Here is a 19,682-nt window from a genome sequence, read left to right on the forward strand (position 1 = left end):
GGGTAGAATGTCCGGTTTTTGGAATCGTCAGTGTCGATAGTCGACATCGCTCAATGGTCGAACCGATGTCAGGTTCAGATATATTCCTGAATTTTGGGGGCGTTCTCGAAGGTACACAAAACCGCTTCCCAGAACGCCCGGTAATTGGGATACCAGTCCTTAAACGTCGATTCCTCGTTGTCGGTGGTCGGGTCAATCGAGAGCAGAACCCATGTCTGGGTGATCCAATCGATCTGCTCGTCGGTGAAAGACAAGCTCTGCTTGGGCGAAATATGCGGACGCCTTGGGCAGAATCTCGTTCGCTTGGCGTAACTCGCAGTTTTCTCGCTCCAGCTCCTTGAGGCGATCGGCGGCCTAGGCGGAAAACATCGTCCCGTTTGCCGGTATCGAGCTCGGCCTTCTTGACCCAATCGTTCAACTTATGCGCCAATCAGTCGATCTTGCCAGCGACTGCCACCATCGCCGTACAGCGTGACGGGTGCTCGCTTTCATGCTCCAAATCCAGCTACACCGCACGGGCACGGACATCAGGGGAAAACTTCTTCACTCGATTGCTCATCAGACTTTCTTCTCAGGAAAAAAGGTCTCAGCCAATCCTGGAGCGGTTCAGCCTGCTGAAGCCCCTGTTTTGAACGGAAATCGGGTTATCAGAACAACATACAAGCCCGAGAAAAAGCCCAGAACAAAGCTTATCCAAGATAAGATTGAATCGTCTCGGATGTATCTGGATGCTTCATGGAAACTAGCTGATATCGATATAAAGCTGAAGGCTGGAAAGGTGTTGTCTGATGCGGATTCGCAGGCACAACAGCACGCCCTTAAGGATATAAACAGGGTAGCGCAAGAATCCCATGAAGCAGTGCAGAAACCAAAAGGGTTTGGGTAAGGGAAGGGTTTTGTTGTGGCATTGGTCTTAGACATCCAAAGAAAGACGTTTGAAAGTAATTTTGATGTTCGGGGTATGATGTTTCTTGCGAAATCGGTTGCTTTCAAATTGCGTCAAACACAACAGTTGAAAAAAATTAATCAGGAAATCTACGGGTTTGAGGGGCGCATTACCGAATACGAATACGAAACCCGGAAAAAGCGCACGGGCTTATTAAGCCTAACAAAAACTTTACCTAAATATCGACAAATAAGGATACGAGTAGAAGAGGAGCATGACCATGGGTGGGTATTTGTTGACTACGTAAGAGACGAAGGTGGAGAATATATAACCCATGGTGTTACGGAAAGCATATTATTGTTGGAAGATTTTGTCCGGTCAGGACAAAATAAAATAATATCCCCAAAAAAACTTTACTCGTAGCAAAATAGATTCTTCTTTGATTACGGTTGTGAAAATCCGGCATGTTGTGCATGTGTCTGACTTTCAAAAAATTATCGATACAATAAGAAACTACATTCTTAGCTGGGCTTTGGAACTAGAAGAAAATGGTATATTAGGGAAGGAAATGGGCTTTTCTTCTAAGCAAGTAGAGAGAGCGTCGCAGATGAATATAAATATTCATAATGCAGGCACTATGGCAGGACTTGGCTTCGGCAACGATCATGCAATCAGCACGAACCAAAACGTGGGTAACACAGTGGATGCGGGGAAAGCTAAAGAATTTCTAACCCAGATTGAGCCTTTGCTTGGAAACATAAGGCTGACGCCTATCAAGCTTTCAGAGGCACAAAGCGCGGTAGCTGACTTGCACGGTGAACTGAATGCTAAAAGTCCTGATAGCACAAAAATATTAAGCCTATTTCAGAGGTTGCAAGGGGCTGTGGCGGATGCAGGCGTTCCTTGGATTGCCACAGCTCTGGTTCAAGTCTTACAGGGGCTATTCGTGTCTGAAGAATAGTTTAGGTAAAAGAAAACTTCGTTTGTGAAAGGCAGTCGACAATGCCCCTGATTGAAAGCTTACTTCAAAAAGCTATGGACGACTCATGTAGCGTGAGAAGCCTTTTGTTTTCAGCAAAGATTGTCGCATCTAAACTGAAGCAAAGTGAAAGTCTGTCATGGATTGATAATGAATTAAATGGTTATAAATTAGACAATACAGAAACAGGCGGCCTTCCTCCTTATCGACTGCTTTCACACAGACCGCAATTTTTGAACCCGATACGTGGCTGGTGTGCGATATCAATTCAAAGGATGGCACGTTACCTACACGACGAAAATATATTTAAAACTGAAGACTTGCTGCGAAACGAAGGAAGCCTAGCCATATACATGAACAACGCTTTTAGTGATGAAATTTGCGAGGAACTGGGGTTTCAAACACAGGTGAGGCTTTTGTTGGAGCGGTCGGACTTTCAGGCTGTTTTAGACACAGTGCGCCATAAAATTCTGGACTGGGCTTTGAAATTGGATAGCGAAGGCATAACTGGTGAGTGTATGAATTTTCCAGCAGAACAAATTCAAAGGGCATCGCAAATGACCATCAACATTCATAATACGGGCAACATGGCGGGCCTTGGCTTCGGCAATAACCATACGACCACTACCACCCAGAGCGTGGGTAACAGCGTGGATATGGGAAAGGCTAAGGATTTGCTGGCACAGATTGAGCCTTCACTTGGAAACATGTCTTTGTCACCAGAAAACTTGGTACAGGCACAGAATGCGTAACCAGTTTGCATCAGGAATTGGACAGTGGAAGCCCGGATAGTGGAAATGTCCGTGGATGGTTTCAGACGCTTCAGAGCGCTATTGTAGACGCAGGCGCACCTTTGATAGCAAACGCTTGTGTGCAAGGCATCCAAGCCTTCTTGGGGGCATGACCAGACAATGAATTTTAGATAAAAAACCCCGCTGAGGGCGGGAGGCTCTCGGAATGGAAAAGAAAATGTATGGTTTAGAGGATAGCTTATTATCCCTTGTTTCTAACCATTCAGCACTTGTTTCCCGAAAATAGAATTAATCATACGAAAGTAGATTCTCGTAAAAATATACGAAATCGGAAAAGTGAACAGGACGCCCAGAATCACAAGGTTCATATCAATATTCTGAAAATAGTAATGGTAAGCGACTACGCCATAAAGTAGAAACGCACTCATAAAATTTGCAAGCAAACTAACAATAAATCCAATCCTTTTCTTTCCCTCTCTTAAACTAATCTGAACCGTCCCCGGTTTGGTAGAGAGCAGTCATCACACGACATAGGGCCACGTCGTTTCGAAGAAATGCAGAACGCCCTATCTACAGTCCGACATGAGGGCGAAAGGTGACATATCTATATAAGAGTACCCCCCAAAAAGAAAAAGCCCCGCTATTAACGGGGCTTTCCATCAAATCTGAACAATACTCGAAAAATCGAAACTCTCGCCCTTGGGGCTTTCCCCTAACCGAAGCTGGGTCGGACTGACCAGCACATGCGGCGGAACCGGCAGATTGTAAGGGGCCGGAACGCCTTTACGCACCCGCCCGGCCAGATCGAACTTCGAACCGTGACACGGGCAGTTATAACGGCCCTTGTTGTCGCCTCCCGTGGTAGCTTCGTAAACAGGCACACAGCCCAGATGCGTGCAGACACCGACATACACACCATATTCCGGAACGAACGAGCGATGCCAGTTCTTGGCGTAGGATGGTTGCTGGAGCACGGAGGAGTCCGGGTCGCGGAGGTCAGCCACCAGAGCGGCATCCTGAAGCTGCTTCAGGTCTTCCGGCGTGCGGCGCAGGATGAACACCGGCTTGCCCTGCCACACGGCGGTCATCTGCTGACCGGGTGCGAGTTTGGAAATGTCCACGTCCACAGGCAGATGCGCGGAGGCGCTGTCCTGAGGCGCAAGGCTCTGCACGAAGGGAACAGCGCAGGCGCAGGCGCCAGCCGCCACACCCGCCGTCGTCACCATGCCGAGGAAGTCCCGGCGGCCGGGTTCCGTGCTTTCCGTGGTATCAGAATGATCGGTCATTGATTGCACGTCCCGTTTACTGCGACTTCACGCGTTTCCATGTCTTCTTCTTCCATGCGATCGCCAGAACAAGAAGCCCGATAAGATAAAGCACTACCCATAGCCCCGTCCGATGACGGGCAGTGCGATGCGGATCGGCGGCCCAGACCAGAAAGCTGGTCACGTCGCGTGCCTGCTGTTCGACAGTCGCGGGTGTGCCGTCCGGATACTGGATCATGCCGTTCATCAGCGGAGGCGGCATGCCGATCAGATGTCCGTCCACCCAGTCATTGTAGAACTTGCCCGGCACGACAGGCGCATCCGCTGGCGGTGGCATCTTGTAGCCGGTCAGAAAGGCATAGAGCCAGTCCGCTCCGTGCGGCTGGATCACGGCCAGACGCGACTGATCCGGCGGCGCGACGCCTCCCATCATCGCCGCCGCGGCCTCGTCACTCGGGAAAGGCGAGCGGAAATGATCGTCAGGACGACCGGGACGGGAGGTCGGCTGACCGGACACATCGGGTGGCCCGGCAATCATCTTGGAATGGGCCAGATCAAGAATGGCCTGCTCGCTCATCCCGATGCCGCTGAGGTCATTGTAGGTCAGCGCCTTCATGCCGTGGCATGTGGAGCAGATCCGGTCATAGACCATGAAGCCGCGTTGCAGCGCTTTCTGGTCAAACTGCCCGAACGGACCGTCGAAATCCCATTTCTGGTGCGGAGGAACCAGTGGTTCCGGAACTGCCGCCAGTGTGGTCAGGGGAGCGGAAAGAAAAGCAGCCGCCGCGAGCGCGAGTAAACGTGTGGTTTTCATCATGCGTCTCCCTCTGCGGCTGCAATGGATGAGGGCAGGGGGCGCGTCTTTTCCATGCGGGCGGCCAGTGGCAGCAGCACGAGGAAGTAGCCGAAGTAATAGAGGCCAGCCAGACGGGCGACGATCATCCATACGCCTTCAGCATGATGCTTGCCCGCGACGGCCAGCAGCACGAACGCCACGACAAGACCAAGCAGTCCCACGCGGCACAGCGGACGGAATCGCGCCGAACGGATGGGGGAGCGGTCCAGCCAGGGCAGGAAGAACAGCACGACAATCGAACCGGCAGCGGCGAGAAGGCCGCCAAATTTGGACGGCACCGACTGAAGAAGTCCGTAGAACGGCAGGAAATACCATTCCGGCTCAATGTCAGCGGGCGTGTGCATCGGGTCGGCGGGCGCATAGTTCGCCGGTTCGGCCAGAAGGTTGGGCCAGAAGAACATCAGCGCCGTGAAGATCAGGGCGAAGATGATCAGGCCGACCAGATCCTTGGTGGTGTAGTAAGGATGAAAGGTCAGCGTGTCTTTCTTTGTCTTCGGCTCGATGCCCAGCGGGTTGTTGGAGCCGCTGATATGCACGGCCGTCACATGCAGCCCGACAACGGCCACGACAAGAAACGCCATCAGAAAATGCAGCACAAAAAAGCGATGCAGGAACACGTCGCCCAGATGGTCGCTGCCGGTCATGATGTGCTCAAGCGCACCACCGATCACAGGGACCGCTCCAACGGCTTTGGTGATGACATCCGCGCCCCAGTAGGACATCTGGCCCCACGGCAGCATGTAGCCCGCAAAGGCAGTCGCCATCACCATGACCAGCAGGATAAGGCCGGTCAGCCAGAGGATTTCGCGGGGAGCCTTGTACGAGCCGTAATACAGGCCACGGAAAAGGTGGATGTAGAGCGCCGCCAGAAACAGGTTTGCGCCTGTCATATGCATGGCCCGCAGGAGCCAGCCGCCTGACAGTTGCCGGTCGATCGCCTCGACAGAAAGGAAAGCGCCCGCATCCGTCGCCGTGTAGTTCATGGCGAGGAAGATGCCGGTCGCCAGCATCAGCACCAGCACGACGGTCAGAATGGCTCCGAAATTCCAAAGCCAGTTCAGGTTGCGAGGGAGGCGGAAATCGACATATTCGGCGCGAAACGCGGATATGACTGGAAGACGCTGATCGATCCAGCCTGCGAGGCCGGTTGCTGGTGGCGTATTCGCAGAGTGGTCGCCCGTATTTTCGGGTGTTTTCATGACGGAAATCCAGAATGCACGTTCAGGCCTGCATAAGGTTACACATTACCTCAAGACTAGCATGTTGTTACGGAAAAGACATATATCGGATTTGGAAGCAGGCTCTTTTCCGCTGGAACATAAGCCGCATTGGCGCTGTCTGCTGGCCACACGTCTCCAGAATGCCTAAAGAAAGATAGGCCATGCTGATTTTCATCGGCACGGTGCAGACAATCTGCCTTAACAGGTATCAGCCTTTCAGGGATCTGGAATCCTCATGACCGAAGCCTCACCGCTCCTCTCTCACGTTGATGAAACTGGCGAGCAGCCCCGTATGGTGGAAGTCAGCGACAAGGCGATCACCAAAAGAGAAGCCCACGCTCAGGCGCGTCTGCGGTTTCCGGAAAGTGTGATTGCGACCTTGCGTAAATCCGGTTTTATGACGAAAAAAGGAGCCGTTCTGACGGTTGCGCAGATCGCCGGGATCATGGGCGTCAAGACGACCTCCACCCTGATCCCGATGTGTCACCCTCTGTCCATTAGCGGTTGCAAGCTCGAGATTACGATCGAGGGTCAGGACGCCGTCATTGACTGCCGTGTCGCCTGTGTCGGCCAGACAGGCGTGGAAATGGAGGCGCTGACAGGCGCTACGGTCGCGGCCCTGACCATCTATGACATGTGCAAGGCGTTAAGCCATGACATGGTGATTCACAGTGTCGGTCTGCTGGGCAAGGTTGGTGGAAAGCGGGATTTTGGAACGCTGTTATCTGGAGGATGATCGGATAGCGACAGGTAAAACAAGACCGAATATTCGATACGTAACAGCTTCATGACGCCATTGATATTCCGAGAACGGTCTGTAAATGACATCAGTCTCCTGACGACTTCCATATTTAGTTCTTCTTTCTGTGAAGAATAAATCGTCTCGTCTTCACATAATTGTATAATTTAGAAGTCATTAATCCACGCATGAGTATTCTTTTTCCGGGAAAACCGGAAAATGGAAAAAAGACCATGTTTGATAGAATTTCTGCAATCAGTGCATTTAGTATTCTCCAGGTTGGATTAAGTCAGGGTTTTGGCGTCAAGACTGATACCTTGGCGTCATCTTCATCAGGTACTGCGGAAAGCCAGACAATCAGCTCGGTATTTAACGACATATCTTTGGTGGCAACTGACGAGGAGAATCTGCTTTCTCACACGAATTCGATCAGTCTTCTGGGGAAGTTGTTCAGTTCTGCCGCTGAGACCATAAATAGCAGCACCGCAACAGACGGGGCCAAGATAGACGCTTTTGCGGATGTGGCATGGTATTCTACCTTGGCGCGTTATGGCAGCCAACCAGACGTCGTGGCAAAAGCGCCGCAGGTCGAAGCTCTGGAAAAAGCCTTTTATGCGGCAACGGGAAATTCATCGTTCATTCAGAGCGCTGTGCAGATAGCCGATGCCACATCCCTGCCCGCAAACGCGACTGCCACTGAAAAGCAGTTGTATAGTGTGATCCAGGGAATTCGGAATCCCGACAATTTTGAAACTGTGGATTACACACTTTCGGAGGCAAGTGACTCCGCAGTTGCAGCGAGTGATACCGGTACAGCGGCATCGAAAGAAGTATCCTTTACTTATGGCATGACGCGAACAGAGGTTGAGAACGCACAGGTCATCCCGGATTATGTAGATACTGCTGCCGCAGGTCGTACGAAAGTTGTCATCACCTCTGCGACTGAAACGAAAACAGAGCAGGTAACAGATTCTGCCGAGCAGACTGCCACTTCAAAGGACACGACACAGCCTGCCGACAATACTGCCAACGTTACAGAAAAAGCCTTGTCGGAAGCCAATATGAGCGACCATCTTTCGGTCGAGGAGCAAATTGTAGATGTGCTGTTCGGAAATGCTGAAAAAGAGAAAGAAAGCGGCTTTACATCAGGTGCCGACAACACTTCCAGCCTCTCTTTGAAAGCATGAGGTCGACAAGGATTTGAAGCATTGCGCTGAGAATATGCTGATTTGCTATTCGGGATGTCAGGAATAATCTCGAAACAAAATTATTGAGAATTTTGTTTAAATGGTGCCCAAGACCGGGATCGAACCAGTGACACTGCGATTTTCAGTCGCATGCTCTACCAACTGAGCTACTTGGGCACCAGGCCAGCGGTTTAACCGGCTGGTGTGGGGGAGCATTTAACCCGCCTTGCCATGAAGATCAAGCGGGGAGGTCGTCTTCTGTGTCAGAAATTTTTCCATCCTCGGAAACGGGTTCTGCCGGAACGCGATAATCCTCGGAAAACCACCGTCCGAGATCAATGTCAGCGCACCGACGGGAGCAGAACGGACGAAACTCCGGCGTCGAAGGTTTCTTGCAGATCGGGCAGGGACGGGGCTCAGCCACGGACAATACTCCATGAAAGAGAGGGAAGATTCGGGGTGCTGCGAAGGATCAGAGGATAGCCACACCATGCGACAACGTCTTCGACAGCCAGAGTGTCGCTGCTCAGAGCCTCCACAAGCCCTGCTCCGGCCTCCAGAATCGGACGTGAGGAAGGCTGATCGGCACAGGATGCCACGAGATCCCGCAACGCGGTCATGGCGCGGCCATGAGGAGTGGACATCTGCTCATGCAGGGGAGGACGGATTCTGCTCCGCACGATTTCCACCAGACCCAGTGCTGTAATGCCAAGACAGCGGGCTTTCAGGGGGTCGGCTTTCAGAGCCTCTTCAATGGAGTCACGAAGCGCCTGCCTCTTGCGGGTCGAAAGACCGGCGGGGTCGATCAGGATCGCACCGGAAAGATTGCGCAGGCAGATCTGTCGCACCAGAGCAGGAAAGGCGTCCCGGTTCAGAGCAAACTGGGTTGTCTGTTTCAGTCCTGCCATCCCGGAGGCCGCAGCCGTGTCCATGTCGATGGCGACAAGCGCGGGAGTAGGCGTAATGCTGGCCCGCATCCCGCCCGGTAGAGCAATGTCCGATTCCAGCAGGTCATCAACGGCATCGTGGATGTCATCGGTCCATGCCTGCTGCACGAGCTTGACCCGATCCCGGAGAGGCGGAGGCACACGGGCGGCGAAAGTCGGATGATCGACCAGAATATCGCCAGTCCATCGCTGCGCCATATCTTCCAGCGGTGAAGGGCCCTGCTGTATCAAACCGATTTCTGTAGCAGGAGAAGACAGTTCCACCCGTTTCAGGCGTGGACCTTTTCCGCCCATACCGCAGCGGATGAGCTGCACGGGAACGGCATCACCCTCATGCAGAACGGGATCATTGTCCCGCACAGGCATGAAGCCGGCTTCGCCGAGGCCGATATGAACGAAGGCTCCTCCGAGCGCGGGAGCAAGAGCTGTGACGCGCCCGAGGAACACAGAACCGAGATGGTCTGAATGTCCCGGTGTCCAGATCCCGAAATCCTGAAGTGTTCCGTTCTCGAAAACAGCGATCCGGGCCTCACCCGGCGAGCAGGCGAGGCGTAGCGTGCCTTTCACGGCAGCCACTGGCCTTTCTGACCTCGGAGAAGCTGGGCTGTTTCAAAAAGTGGCAGGCCGATGACGGCGGACGGACTTCCGGAGACAAAGCGGATACAGGAGGCGGCCTGCCCCTGAAGCGCGTAGCCTCCGGCCTTGCCTTCCCAGTCGCCGCCATCAAGCAGTCCCTGAATCTGTGCTTCGGTCAGACGGGAAAATACGACGCCCGTTTCCACCACACGCAGACCGGCACGTCCGTCTACCCATGCTGCGCTTGGCTGAATGGCGACAGCTGTCAGAACGATGTGACGACGCCCGGAGAGAAGACGCAGGCAGGATTCGGCTGTCTTGCGGTCTTCGGCTTTCGGTAGAATACGACGCCCAAGCGCTACGACCGTGTCGGCGGCCAGAATCAACGCCGGGTCAATCGTACGGGCGGCGACAATCGCTGCCTTTTCTTGTGCCAGACGCTGCGCATAGAGGCGCGGCAATTCATCTTTTCGGGGTGTTTCATCAATGTCGGGGACATCGATGCGATCCGGCTTCAAGCCAATCTGCTCGAGAAGAGTCAGACGTCGTGGAGAGGCCGAGGCAAGGATCAGGTGGGGCCGCTCTTGCGCGGCGTCACCCGGTCCGCCAGCCGGGTTATCAGACAATCCCGGCACCCGGTCTTACTTGAAGCGGAATGTGATGCGACCCTTGGACAGGTCATAAGGCGTCATCTCTACGCTCACACGGTCACCAGCCAGCACGCGGATGCGGTTCTTGCGCATCTTTCCGCTCGTGTGGGCCAGAATCATGTGCTCGTTGTCGAGCTTGACGCGGAACATGGCGTTAGGCAGCAGCTCCGTTACGGTTCCACTGAACTCGATCATGTCCTCTTTAGACATCGTTATTTCCACTCTTCATATGGTTGTCGGCTTCCCTGTAGTGAACCCGGTTGCTTGAAATAGCTGGTCAAGGGCGGTCTTATGACCGCGCCTGCGCCTCCGGGTCAAGTTCTGGCTGATTTTTGCCGAGTCACGAATTGCCGAGACGCGCCGAAATACTCAGTGCGTGAGCTTCGAGACCTTCTGCATTGGCTAGGGTTACGCCTGCGGGTCCGATCTTTTCCAGCGCTTCCCTGTCAGCGGCGATATAGGTTGTCCGCTTGAGGAAATCGTAGACTGACAGACCGGATGCAAATCGCGCCGTGCGTGAGGTCGGCAGCACGTGGTTTGGACCACCGACATAATCGCCGACTGCTTCGGGGCAGAAGCGTCCGAGGAACGCTGCACCGGCGTGCCGTACCTTTGCGAACACTGATTTGGGATCATCCAGCATCAGTTCAAGATGCTCGGGCGCGATCCGATCCACCAGTTTAGCGGCCTCATCCCAGTTTGCGACGGTGATGATCGCGCCGAAATCGCGCCAGCTTGCGGAGGCGATAGCGGAACGGGTGAGCGTTTTCAGTTCGGTTTCGACGGCGGCGGCCACCGCGTCACCAAAAGCGGCGTCATTTGTGATGAGAATCGACTGCGCCAATTCGTCATGCTCGGCCTGCGCCATCAGATCCAGCGCGACAAGGCGCGGGTTGTTCTGATTGTCCGCCACTACGACGACCTCGGAAGGCCCGGCGATGCTGTCGATACCGACACGCCCGAAAACCTGCCGCTTGGCTTCCGCGACATAGGCATTGCCGGGGCCGACGATGCGGTCCACGGGATGGATTGTCTCCGTGCCGTATGCCATCGCGCCAACGGCCTGCGCACCGCCGATGCGGTAAATCTCGGTCACGCCGGAACGTTTTGCCGCCGCCAGAACCAGTGGATTCAGCACGCCATCCGGCGTCGGCACGCACATGGCCAGACGTTCCACGCCAGCCACATGGGCCGGAATGGCGTTCATCAGCACGGAGGAGGGATAGGCTGCCTTGCCGCCGGGAACATAGAGTCCTACGGCGTCGAGCGCGTTCCAGCGCTGCCCGAGGGTCACGCCGTCAGCGTCCGTGAATTCCATGTCCTTCGGCAACTGGGCACGGTGGAAGGCTTCGATACGGGACGCGGCTACGTTCAGCGCGTCGATCTGGTCCTGTGGAACTTTCGCAGTCTCGGCGTCGATTTCCTCCGCCGTGATGCGGAGCTGATCTGGCGTCAGAGGAAGTCTGTCGAATTTCGATGTCAGTTCGCAGACGGCGGCGTCGCCACGGGTGCGGACATCCTCAAGAATGGCGGCGACAGGTTTGTCGACACGACCGCTTTCCGTCTCACGGTCAGCCAGCAGTGCGACAAAACCGGCTTCAAAGTCGGCGGAGCCTGTATCAAGACGTTTCATGATGCTCTCTGTCTTTCTGCCCGGTGAAATCGGGCCGGATAAAATGAGTCTACTGAAGATAAATGATCAGGGCGCAGCCAGCGCATCGCGGAAACTGGCGATCAGACGTGCAATTTCCTGCGGGCGCGTCTTCATCACTGTGCGATTGACGACCAGACGGCTTGTAATGTGAGCGATGGTTTCCACCTCGCGCAGGCCGTTGGCCCGCAGGGTGGAGCCCGTATCGACCAGATCGACGATCACGCGGGACAGGCCGAGCATCGGGGCCAGTTCCATCGCGCCATGCAGATGCACGATGTCAGCATTGATGCCACGCGCGGCGAAATGGCGGCGGGTGATGGAGGGGTATTTCGTGGCGACGCGGATTTCCGACAGGCGTGTCTCATCTTCTTCAAGGGAATCGGAAACGGGTTGCGCCACGGAGACGCGGCAGCCACCGATCCCGAGATCCAGCGGTGCGTAGAGCTCGGGGTAGTCAAACTCCATGATGACATCAGCGCCACAGATGCCGAGATGGGCGCCGCCCTGCGCCACAAAGGTAGCTACATCGAAGGAGCGCACCCGCACGACGTCGAGGTTTGGATTGTTGGTGGAAAAGCGGAGGCGACGGCTGCTTTCATCAAGGCAGTCGGAGGACGGGATAATGCCTGCCTTTTTCAGCAGAGGCCCGGCGCTTTTCAGAATACGGCCCTTGGGGAGCGCCAGCACCAGCCTGTCATCCGGATGATGGGTCGCGTGCGTCGTCTCGTCTCTGTTGACGGGGGCGTTCGCTGCGAGGTCCGTAGTCCGGTCGAGGTTCATGTGATGCTCCGGGTCGCCCGGCCGGATGCCGGGCTCAGGCCGCGGGGAGGCGGCTTTTGTGTAAGGTCGATGCGGCGTTTACCATAGAGTGAACACTCCGCCAAAACTGTCTGTTCCGGGAGGAATAGAGTTTTAACCCCCTCGACTGTAGGGTGCCTTCGTAGTCAAGGCCGGACGGGGTGCTGCGCGAATGGCGCGTGTGAAATGTGTGATGATGCAGCGGGACGAAACCCTCCTGCTTGAAGCGTGGTTCCGGCATTACGGATACCTGTTCGGCTTCGAAAATCTTGTTGTTCTGGATAATGGTTCCGTCGAACCGTCTGTGCTTGCCACGCTCGACACCTATGAGAAGGCGGGTGTCCGGGTCTTCCGGGGGCTGGGCAAGGCGAAGGATTTTGAGGCGAAGGGCGAATATGCCCGACGGATCATTGAATTTTGGGATGCAACGGAAGACTACGACTTTGCAATCCCGGTTGATTGCGACGAATTTCTCTCCGTCTACACGGAAGAAGGCTTCACCTGTTCCAGAGAGGCGATTCACGCCTATCTGGATGGGTTGATCGGTGAAAAGCGTGCGCTGCAGATCCGGTTCAGTCCGGGTAACGTGCCCGGTGTTCCCGGCTGTTTCATGCCGATGGATTTTCCCAAGAAGTTCGTCGCCAGCAAAACGGTGGGCGAAGTCGATCTCGGCTACCATGCGATCACGTCGCGCGTGGAGAAAGGCTTTGTCGAGACCCGGCTGGCCTATCTGCACATGCACCACAAGCCGTTCGACATGCTGGTGGAACATGCCTCCCGCAAGTTGCGTGACCGGGTGGATGTGACGGATCTGGAGGCGCTTAGAAATTTTTCAGGGGCTGGCATGCACCTGATCGAGTATTTCTTCATGACGGAAGAAGAGTATCTCGGGCGCTTTAAAAACGGCGTCTATCTGCGTTTTCCCGGTGCCCTGAACCACTTCCGGGCGATTGGCGTGCGTTCGGAGTTTTTTGGAACGATACAACCCGCGGCACCGGCGACCCCCACCGATCTTGTCGAACTGGTGAAAGTGGAAGAGGGCAGGATTACCCAGACCAAGACATTCAAGGCCGGGAAATATCTCGAACTTTATCCCGACGTCGCCGCCTCAGGCATGAAAGCCTTTTACCACTATCTCGCTTTTGGGATGGGAGAAAAGCGGCGTCTGGACTGAGGGGGGGCGACTGCATTCTGTTCAGGTGTTTGCGCTCTGGGCGATGCTGATTTCAGGGCTGCGCATATCGAAGACGACCCGCGCATGATCCATGATGGCAAGTCCTACCGGGTCATAAGGATCGCTCGTCAGCATTGAGAAGGCTTTGTGGATTGAACTGGCCAGAGCCTCAATCCAGTCATCCGGCTCCGTCTGCCCGACATTTTGATTTCTGAGATTTCGTTCGAGAAACTGATCCACTTCCGCCGCTTCAGCACCGTCGAGCGGAAAGGATATGCCGAGATCCCGGTTGATTCCGTCAACAACGGTTCGCCAGTCATGCAGCAGGGCGTCGTACTGAACGAAAGCTCGTCGGGCGCTGCGTGTATCCCGTTCTGATTCGATGTGATTGCGGATGTAATAGAGAAGTCCCTGCTCCTTGGAGGAGCCATCCCGTGCCGCCAGCGAGGCGGCAACCTCACGCGGCGCACGGTCGATGAAGCAGAACAGCGGCACGACGCCCGCCGCCTGAAAAACGTCCGCCCAGAGGGGAAGAAGGCGACAGATCCGGGGTTCTTTCAGAATACAGAGACCTGATGCACTCTCGTAATCATTGAGGAACATCTCCGTCAGTCTTGTCGCGTAATGGGCGGCAGCTTCGGAATGGAACCAGTCGCGGGGAAATTCACGCCAGTCGGACCATGAGCTTCCCGTGGAGGCGAGAATTTCGTCGTGCAGTTCTGCTATGTCCTGTGGTTCAAAATACCCCTTCGGGTTGGCCCAGTTCGCCTGCATCAGGTTTTGAGGCAGGCCGGCTCCGAGCAACGAAAGAGTTCCGCTGAGAGCAGAAGTGCCGCTTCGCGCGCCAAGGACCACAATCACCCGCTTTTCCTGATTGGAACCCTGCATGAGAAATGCGCCTCATTTGAAATAACGATGGTCAGTCAGAAGAGTTAGGGTGCGATATCTCCCGTGCGTGTTACTGCTTTATGACAGGAGTTCTTTAGCCGAGTAGTGGTGCACGCAGAAGCGCGCGGCCATTCGATCGCATACTGGAGCGCGGTCATAACGGAGCGGACTCTTGACCGGGCATGACAAAAGCGCAAGGTGCAGGACATGACACTCCCACATTCTGACGGATCTTCCATGGAAATGGCTGCGACGGCTATCAGCAAGGCTCTGGATGAGGTGCGGGGGCAGATCGCAAAAGCTGTGGAAATGGCTGGACGACCGTCTGATGCTGTCACGCTGGTCGCGGTCTCCAAGTTCCATCCGGCCTCTGCGGTGGAAGCCGCTCTTCGGGCAGGGCAGAGAGTGTTCGGGGAAAACCGGGTGCAGGAAGCCGCAGAGAAATTTCCTTCGCTGCGTGAACAGTATCCTGATCTTCGGCTGCATCTCATCGGTGGTCTTCAGACCAACAAGGCACGGGAAGCCGTGCGGATTGCGGATGTGATCGAAAGTCTGGACCGGCCTTCTCTGTCGGATGCGCTGGCGAAAGCGGCGGATCAGGAAGGGCGCATGCCGGACCTGCTGGTCGAGGTGAACACGGGTGATGAGCCGCAGAAATTCGGTGTGCCACGTGAAAACGCCGATGAATTTATCCGCCAGAGCCGCGAGCGGTTTGGAGACAAACTGCGCGGACTGATGTGTATTCCGCCAGCGGGGGAGGACCCTGTTCCGCATTTTCGTTTTCTGCGTTCACTGGCGGATCAGCACGGTCTGCCGGTGCGTTCGATGGGCATGTCGGCAGACTATCCGCAGGCAATTGCGGAGGGCGCGACGCTGGTGCGTGTTGGGACAGCCATCTTTGGCGCAAGGCCCACAGGGCTTGCCGGAGACTGACCTGAGCCGGTAAGTCTCCGGCAACGATTTTTCCGAGGACGCGGATTTCTCAGTGTGAAAGTCCGCGTAAGGCCCGCGTAAGGGAGTGCAACGCGAAGAATGACCGGACACGAGACATCGGCTGGCAGCAACGGCGCACCGCCTGCTGCTGCGGACAAAGGCGCGGGGGCTGCGGCCCATCAGAGCCCGAAAGTGACGGAATTCGGTGCGGATCAGCCTCAGCATGAGGCCCCGCCCGTTGGTTTCGCAGCACTCCTCGGTGTGCTTGGTGTTGTGTATGGCGATATCGGCACCAGCCCGCTCTACGCACTGCGCTCCACCATTGAAGTCGTGTCCGGCCACCATCCAGTGCAGAACACAGAGGTTCTGGGCATTGAAAGCCTGATCTTCTGGACACTCATCATCGTCGTGACCGTCAAATACGTTCTCCTCGTGATGCGGGCTGATCATAATGGGGAAGGCGGTATTCTCGCGCTGACCTCTCTCGCCCAGCGTGTCACGGCTGATGGCCGCATGCGGATGATCCTTGGCTTGATCGGCATTGTCGGAGCCTGCCTGTTTTTTGGCGACGGTATCATCACGCCCGCCATTTCGGTCCTTTCGGCGATTGAAGGTGTGGAGGTGAGCTTCCCTGCGGCGCAGGAATTCATCATCCCCATGGCCATTGCAGTGATCATCGGCCTGTTCAGCGTCCAGTGGGTCGGCACAGGTAAGGTCGGAGCGATCTTCGGGCCGGTCATGCTTTTGTGGTTCGGGTCTCTAGGCATGATGGGTCTCTTCGAGATCCTGCATCATCCTGCAGTGCTGTTCGCCATTTCACCGTTCTACGCCCTTCAGTTCATTATCCATCATGGCACCCTGTCTTTCATGGCGCTTGGCTCCGTTGTGCTCTGCGTGACGGGTGCTGAGGCTCTGTATGCCGATATGGGCCATTTTGGCCGTCAGCCGATCCGTTATGCGTGGCTGTTCTTTGTCCTGCCTATGCTGGTGCTGAACTATTTCGGGCAGGGCGCGCTGGTGATGGCGGACCCAAGTGCACTGGCGAATCCGTTCTTCATGCTGGCCCCGCATTCCATGCAGGTTCCGCTGGTGATCCTCTCCACCTTCGCCACGGTCATCGCAAGTCAGGCCGGTATTTCTGGCGGGTTCCAGGTGTGCAGACAGCTCATTCAGCTTGGCTATCTGCCGCGGATGCGCATTGTGCATACGAACGCCGAGGAAGAGGGACAGATCTATCTTCCCGACTTCAACCGCTTCCTGATGGTTGGCGCGATCCTGCTGGTCGTGGCGTTCCGCAGTTCGGATGCGCTGGCAGCTGCCTACGGCATCGCGGTCACTGGGACGTTCATCTGCACGACGATTCTGTGCTTCATCGTGTTCCGCAAGCATTTCCACTGGTCGGCGCAGGCGGTCTACTGCACGTTCATCCCGTTCCTTCTCATTGATATGACGTTCTTTTCGGCCAATGCGCTGAAAATTCCGGACGGCGGCTGGGTGCCGCTGATGCTGGGTTGCGTCCTCACCCTGATGATGACGACGTGGAAACGCGGTCGCAGCCTCATCATTGCGCGACAGGGGCAGGACAGTCTGCCGATGGGTTCGTTCATTGCCCGTTTGCCGCAGTCCCGCACGATACGTGTGCCGGGTATGGCCGTGTTTTTGACAGCCACGCCTGATTTCGTGCCGCCGTGTCTGCTGCATAACCTCAAGCACAACAAGGTCCTGCACGATCATGTGCTGTTCGTGACCATCCAGAACCTCGATCAGCCGGAAGCCGATCGCGGTCACCGTGTGATGGTTGAGGAACTGGCGCACGACATTTACCGGGTGATTCTGCGCTATGGTTTTATGGAAACGCCGAATATCCCGCGTGCGCTGGAAGAGCTTAAGGCCAACGGCATCGATTTCGATCCGTCTCTCGCTTCCTACTTCATCTCGCGTGAGTTGATCGCCCGCTCTTCGGTGCCAAAAATGGCGCGCTGGCGGATGGCCGTGTTCATGTTCATGGCGCGTAACGCCACACCGGCGACCGAATTCTTCCGGATTCCGATGGATCGTGTGGTGGAACTGGGCGTGAAAGTCGCTATCTGAGGCTTTGTGATAACCTCATCTTCTCTCATGCAAGGAGGCTCGTCAGCAGATGGCGGGCCTCTTGCGCTTTATATCCACTGGCCATTCTGTCTGGCGAAATGCCCTTACTGTGACTTCAACAGCCATGTGCGCGAGCGTATCCCGTCAGAACGCTTTATCGCGGCTTTGCGGAAGGAACTGGTGCATGAAGCGGCTCGTCTGGGTCGGCGGTCGCTGACATCAATCTTCTTCGGGGGCGGGACGCCTTCCCTGATGCCGCCAGAAGGTGTGGCGGCGCTGATTAAGGATGCCCGTACGCTCTTTGATGCGGATCCGAATATCGAGATCACGCTGGAAGCCAATCCAACGAGTGTGGAAGCGGCCCGCTTGCAGGGATTTCGTGACGCGGGCGTGAACCGGGTCTCGCTGGGCGTGCAGTCTCTGCGTGATGATGCGCTGAAGATGCTGGGACGCGAGCATTCCGCGGGGCAGGCAGTGCGAGCGCTGGAAATGGCGCGAACGATTTTCCCGCGGGTTACGTTTGACCTCATCTACGCGCGTCCGGGCCAGTCGCGGGAAGACTGGCGTGCTGAACTGGCTCAGGCACTTGATCTCGTCGCCGATCATGTCTCGCTGTACCAGTTGACCATTGAGGACGGCACAAAGTTTGAAGGGCTGTTTCGTCAGGGCAAACTTGTTCTGCCTGACGAGGATCTGGCGGCGGCGCTTTATGACGACACGACAGAGGTGGCGGCACGGCACGGTCTGTCGGCTTACGAGGTTTCCAATTACGCCGTGCCGGGCGCGGAGAGTCGTCATAATCTGACCTACTGGCGCTACGGGGATTACCTCGGCATCGGGGCAGGGGCGCACGGGCGTTTGACACTCGACGGACAATTGCTGGCAACGCGGCGTCATCGTGCGCCGGAGATATGGGCTGAAAAGGTCGAGCAGACCGGCACCGGTGAGACCAGCGCTGATCCTCTGGACAGACTGGATCGCTCCCGCGAGATGCTGCTCATGGGACTACGGCTGGCGGAGGGTGTCTCCAGCGCCGCTTTTGAAGCGCGCACAGGTTGCGTCTTCGCCGATGCTCTTGATGACAACGTGCTGCAACTGTGTCTGGAGGAAGGGTATCTGAGACAGCTTACGGGCGGCGGATTGGTGGCGACGCCATCAGGCCGCGTAAGACTGGAAGCGATTCTGCCACGGCTTGTGCTGTAATGGATTGACCGGCCGGCGAATGATCTGTCTGTTTTTTGCCAGAATGCGAAAGTAGAGGCGTTACAGGGCGGAAACGCCCGGTCAGTTGATTTCAGGTGGAGGGCAAGTCTGCGCTAGGCTGACTTAGGCTCGCTCTATGGTCGGTGATAGAAATGGACTATGTATTGAGACGTTAACAATCGTCTGAAAAATGCGGTAACGCTGTTTTCCCGGACGTGATTTCGTGGAAAATAGCTTGTTCTGCTGTTGTGGCAGAGTGTCTGTCTGACCAATGATAACCTGGGTATTGCACTGCCCCTGAGGTGCCCACGGAGGAGCAAGATCCTGTTGAATAAGGATGTGCCTGAAGATCGGGCAGAACAGCACCCTTCCGGGGAGGAACCCTCTGCCGGACGAAAAGCCTCAGCGACCCCCGAGGAAATTCTGAGCGGAAACTTCGCCCTGCCGCAGATCGAGGCGAAGGTGGAAGCATGGCTTGTCGAAGTGGCTGGGGGCGAGAAGTGGCTCACAACGGATTACCCCGAGCGTTATCTCAATCTTGGCTATACAATCACGCCTCTCGTGCAGGAAGGAGAGGTGCCGCGTGTGGCCATGCAGGCAGTGGCCGAGGTGAGGCGCAGCATGCTGGCGCGGCACTCGGCCGATCTCACCCTTCTGGCCACCATTGTCGAACGGTTGAAGGAGATCGTGCGGCAAGGCTACGAGTATGACGACGCCAAGATTCGTGGCGATCTGGTGAAATGGGGGCTGATTGAACCCCGCAGCCGCACGGGACCACTGATCGACACGCCGGAAGGAGCACGTCTGAGCAGCGTTCTGGAGCTACAGTGGTTTCTCAGAAAGGTGCAGTGGGAAGCGGGCTGATTATCGCTTCCTGAAGAGAC

At 55.8% G+C, this 19,682-nt stretch carries 22 protein-coding genes and 1 tRNA gene; 11 read left to right on the forward strand and 12 right to left on the reverse strand.

Annotated features, from left to right (window positions below):
- Window positions 1–74: 74 nt before the first annotated feature.
- Window positions 75–254 carry a hypothetical protein gene (locus B3759_RS15075; RefSeq protein ID WP_291367195.1) on the reverse strand — a complete coding sequence of 60 codons (180 nt, stop codon included), beginning with the start codon at window positions 252–254 and terminating at the stop codon, window positions 75–77.
- A gap of 236 nt (window positions 255–490) precedes the next feature.
- Here B3759_RS15075 and B3759_RS15080 point away from each other — a divergent pair, with 236 nt between their 5' ends.
- From B3759_RS15080 to B3759_RS15095, 4 genes are read left to right on the forward strand one after another with little or no spacing between them, the layout of a single operon-like run.
- Window positions 491–886 (forward strand): hypothetical protein, encoded by a 396-nt coding sequence (locus tag B3759_RS15080; protein ID WP_291367197.1) that lies wholly within the window; start codon window positions 491–493, stop codon window positions 884–886.
- 15 nt (window positions 887–901) lie between these two features.
- Window positions 902–1,309, forward strand: coding sequence for a hypothetical protein (locus B3759_RS15085; protein ID WP_291367199.1), 408 nt, complete (start codon window positions 902–904; stop codon window positions 1,307–1,309).
- 28 nt (window positions 1,310–1,337) lie between these two features.
- The gene (locus B3759_RS15090) at window positions 1,338–1,847 is read left to right on the forward strand and encodes a hypothetical protein (protein ID WP_291367201.1); all 510 of its coding nucleotides are present in this window, start codon (window positions 1,338–1,340) and stop codon (window positions 1,845–1,847) included.
- Window positions 1,848–1,888: 41 nt separating this feature from the next.
- The gene (locus B3759_RS15095; protein WP_291367202.1) at window positions 1,889–2,617 is read left to right on the forward strand and encodes a hypothetical protein; all 729 of its coding nucleotides are present in this window, start codon (window positions 1,889–1,891) and stop codon (window positions 2,615–2,617) included.
- Between the two features lie 659 nt (window positions 2,618–3,276).
- Here the strand turns inward: B3759_RS15095 and petA are convergent.
- From petA to B3759_RS15110, 3 genes are read right to left on the reverse strand one after another with little or no spacing between them, the layout of a single operon-like run.
- The gene (gene petA / locus B3759_RS15100; protein WP_291367203.1) at window positions 3,277–3,903 is read right to left on the reverse strand and encodes a ubiquinol-cytochrome c reductase iron-sulfur subunit; all 627 of its coding nucleotides are present in this window, start codon (window positions 3,901–3,903) and stop codon (window positions 3,277–3,279) included.
- 16 nt (window positions 3,904–3,919) lie between these two features.
- Window positions 3,920–4,696 (reverse strand): cytochrome c1, encoded by a 777-nt coding sequence (locus B3759_RS15105; protein ID WP_291367204.1) that lies wholly within the window; start codon window positions 4,694–4,696, stop codon window positions 3,920–3,922.
- A complete protein-coding gene (locus B3759_RS15110) occupies window positions 4,696–5,937 on the reverse strand; it encodes a cytochrome b (protein WP_291367205.1) in 1,242 nt (413 codons plus the stop codon). Before B3759_RS15110 ends, B3759_RS15105 begins: the two co-directional genes overlap by 1 nt.
- A gap of 256 nt (window positions 5,938–6,193) precedes the next feature.
- Here B3759_RS15110 and moaC point away from each other — a divergent pair, with 256 nt between their 5' ends.
- Window positions 6,194–6,694, forward strand: a complete 501-nt coding sequence (moaC, locus tag B3759_RS15115) for a cyclic pyranopterin monophosphate synthase MoaC (RefSeq protein ID WP_291367206.1) — start codon at window positions 6,194–6,196, stop codon at window positions 6,692–6,694.
- Window positions 6,695–6,885: 191 nt separating this feature from the next.
- Window positions 6,886–7,884: a hypothetical protein gene (locus B3759_RS15120; protein ID WP_291367207.1), complete on the forward strand. Its 999-nt coding sequence runs from the start codon at window positions 6,886–6,888 to the stop codon at window positions 7,882–7,884.
- A gap of 101 nt (window positions 7,885–7,985) precedes the next feature.
- Here B3759_RS15120 and B3759_RS15125 read toward each other — a convergent pair.
- From B3759_RS15125 to hisG, 7 genes are all read right to left on the reverse strand, one after another.
- A tRNA-Phe gene (locus B3759_RS15125) sits at window positions 7,986–8,061 on the reverse strand.
- A gap of 61 nt (window positions 8,062–8,122) precedes the next feature.
- The gene (locus B3759_RS15130; RefSeq protein WP_291367208.1) at window positions 8,123–8,308 is read right to left on the reverse strand and encodes a DNA gyrase inhibitor YacG; all 186 of its coding nucleotides are present in this window, start codon (window positions 8,306–8,308) and stop codon (window positions 8,123–8,125) included.
- Window positions 8,301–9,407, reverse strand: coding sequence for a ribonuclease E/G (locus tag B3759_RS15135; protein WP_291367209.1), 1,107 nt, complete (start codon window positions 9,405–9,407; stop codon window positions 8,301–8,303). Before B3759_RS15135 ends, B3759_RS15130 begins: the two co-directional genes overlap by 8 nt.
- Window positions 9,395–10,033, reverse strand: coding sequence for a Maf family protein (locus tag B3759_RS15140; RefSeq protein ID WP_291367210.1), 639 nt, complete (start codon window positions 10,031–10,033; stop codon window positions 9,395–9,397). The genes B3759_RS15135 and B3759_RS15140 overlap by 13 nt, the downstream gene beginning before the upstream one ends.
- 15 nt (window positions 10,034–10,048) lie before the next feature.
- Window positions 10,049–10,267, reverse strand: a complete 219-nt coding sequence (infA, locus tag B3759_RS15145) for a translation initiation factor IF-1 (RefSeq protein ID WP_010667149.1) — start codon at window positions 10,265–10,267, stop codon at window positions 10,049–10,051.
- A gap of 130 nt (window positions 10,268–10,397) precedes the next feature.
- Window positions 10,398–11,690 carry a histidinol dehydrogenase gene (gene hisD / locus B3759_RS15150; RefSeq protein ID WP_291367211.1) on the reverse strand — a complete coding sequence of 431 codons (1,293 nt, stop codon included), beginning with the start codon at window positions 11,688–11,690 and terminating at the stop codon, window positions 10,398–10,400.
- A 66-nt stretch (window positions 11,691–11,756) separates the two neighbouring features.
- Window positions 11,757–12,491 (reverse strand): ATP phosphoribosyltransferase, encoded by a 735-nt coding sequence (gene hisG / locus B3759_RS15155; RefSeq protein WP_291367212.1) that lies wholly within the window; start codon window positions 12,489–12,491, stop codon window positions 11,757–11,759.
- A 211-nt stretch (window positions 12,492–12,702) separates the two neighbouring features.
- On the opposite strand from hisG, the gene B3759_RS15160 reads away from it, so the two are divergent.
- A complete protein-coding gene (locus tag B3759_RS15160) occupies window positions 12,703–13,683 on the forward strand; it encodes a glycosyltransferase family 2 protein (protein WP_291367214.1) in 981 nt (326 codons plus the stop codon).
- A gap of 21 nt (window positions 13,684–13,704) precedes the next feature.
- On the opposite strand, the gene B3759_RS15165 is transcribed toward B3759_RS15160, so the two are convergent.
- Entirely contained in the window at window positions 13,705–14,571 is an 867-nt protein-coding gene (locus tag B3759_RS15165) for a sulfotransferase family protein (RefSeq protein ID WP_291367216.1), read from the reverse strand.
- 237 nt (window positions 14,572–14,808) lie between these two features.
- Between B3759_RS15165 and B3759_RS15170 the strand changes: the two genes are divergently transcribed.
- From B3759_RS15170 to B3759_RS15185, 4 genes are all read left to right on the forward strand, one after another.
- Window positions 14,809–15,504, forward strand: coding sequence for a YggS family pyridoxal phosphate-dependent enzyme (locus tag B3759_RS15170; RefSeq protein ID WP_291367426.1), 696 nt, complete (start codon window positions 14,809–14,811; stop codon window positions 15,502–15,504).
- A 99-nt stretch (window positions 15,505–15,603) separates the two neighbouring features.
- Window positions 15,604–17,595: a potassium transporter Kup gene (locus B3759_RS15175; RefSeq protein ID WP_291367218.1), complete on the forward strand. Its 1,992-nt coding sequence runs from the start codon at window positions 15,604–15,606 to the stop codon at window positions 17,593–17,595.
- 27 nt (window positions 17,596–17,622) lie between these two features.
- On the forward strand, window positions 17,623–18,798 hold the full coding sequence (gene hemW, locus B3759_RS15180; protein WP_291367428.1) for a radical SAM family heme chaperone HemW: 1,176 nt from the start codon (window positions 17,623–17,625) through the stop codon (window positions 18,796–18,798).
- A gap of 327 nt (window positions 18,799–19,125) precedes the next feature.
- Window positions 19,126–19,662, forward strand: coding sequence for a hypothetical protein (locus B3759_RS15185; protein ID WP_291367220.1), 537 nt, complete (start codon window positions 19,126–19,128; stop codon window positions 19,660–19,662).
- The last annotated feature ends 20 nt before the right edge of the window (window positions 19,663–19,682 follow it).

This window comes from Acetobacter sp. UBA5411, from assembly GCF_002409645.1.
GTDB lineage: Bacteria > Pseudomonadota > Alphaproteobacteria > Acetobacterales > Acetobacteraceae > Acetobacter.

What these genes read in the sequence shown, in the direction of transcription:
- B3759_RS15080 (WP_291367197.1), top strand. Translation starts at nt 491, where the DNA reads ATGCTCCAAATCCAGCTACACCGCACGGGCACGGACATCAGGGGAAAA.
- B3759_RS15095 (WP_291367202.1), top strand. Translation starts at nt 1,889, where the DNA reads ATGCCCCTGATTGAAAGCTTACTTCAAAAAGCTATGGACGACTCATGT.
- petA (WP_291367203.1), bottom strand. Translation starts at nt 3,903, where the DNA reads ATGACCGATCATTCTGATACCACGGAAAGCACGGAACCCGGCCGCCGG.
- B3759_RS15105 (WP_291367204.1), bottom strand. Translation starts at nt 4,696, where the DNA reads ATGAAAACCACACGTTTACTCGCGCTCGCGGCGGCTGCTTTTCTTTCC.
- B3759_RS15110 (WP_291367205.1), bottom strand. Translation starts at nt 5,937, where the DNA reads ATGAAAACACCCGAAAATACGGGCGACCACTCTGCGAATACGCCACCA.
- moaC (WP_291367206.1), top strand. Translation starts at nt 6,194, where the DNA reads ATGACCGAAGCCTCACCGCTCCTCTCTCACGTTGATGAAACTGGCGAG.
- B3759_RS15120 (WP_291367207.1), top strand. Translation starts at nt 6,886, where the DNA reads ATGAGTATTCTTTTTCCGGGAAAACCGGAAAATGGAAAAAAGACCATG.
- infA (WP_010667149.1), bottom strand. Translation starts at nt 10,267, where the DNA reads ATGTCTAAAGAGGACATGATCGAGTTCAGTGGAACCGTAACGGAGCTG.
- hisD (WP_291367211.1), bottom strand. Translation starts at nt 11,690, where the DNA reads ATGAAACGTCTTGATACAGGCTCCGCCGACTTTGAAGCCGGTTTTGTC.
- hisG (WP_291367212.1), bottom strand. Translation starts at nt 12,491, where the DNA reads ATGAACCTCGACCGGACTACGGACCTCGCAGCGAACGCCCCCGTCAAC.
- B3759_RS15160 (WP_291367214.1), top strand. Translation starts at nt 12,703, where the DNA reads ATGATGCAGCGGGACGAAACCCTCCTGCTTGAAGCGTGGTTCCGGCAT.
- B3759_RS15165 (WP_291367216.1), bottom strand. Translation starts at nt 14,571, where the DNA reads ATGCAGGGTTCCAATCAGGAAAAGCGGGTGATTGTGGTCCTTGGCGCG.
- B3759_RS15170 (WP_291367426.1), top strand. Translation starts at nt 14,809, where the DNA reads ATGGAAATGGCTGCGACGGCTATCAGCAAGGCTCTGGATGAGGTGCGG.
- B3759_RS15175 (WP_291367218.1), top strand. Translation starts at nt 15,604, where the DNA reads ATGACCGGACACGAGACATCGGCTGGCAGCAACGGCGCACCGCCTGCT.
- hemW (WP_291367428.1), top strand. Translation starts at nt 17,623, where the DNA reads ATGCAAGGAGGCTCGTCAGCAGATGGCGGGCCTCTTGCGCTTTATATC.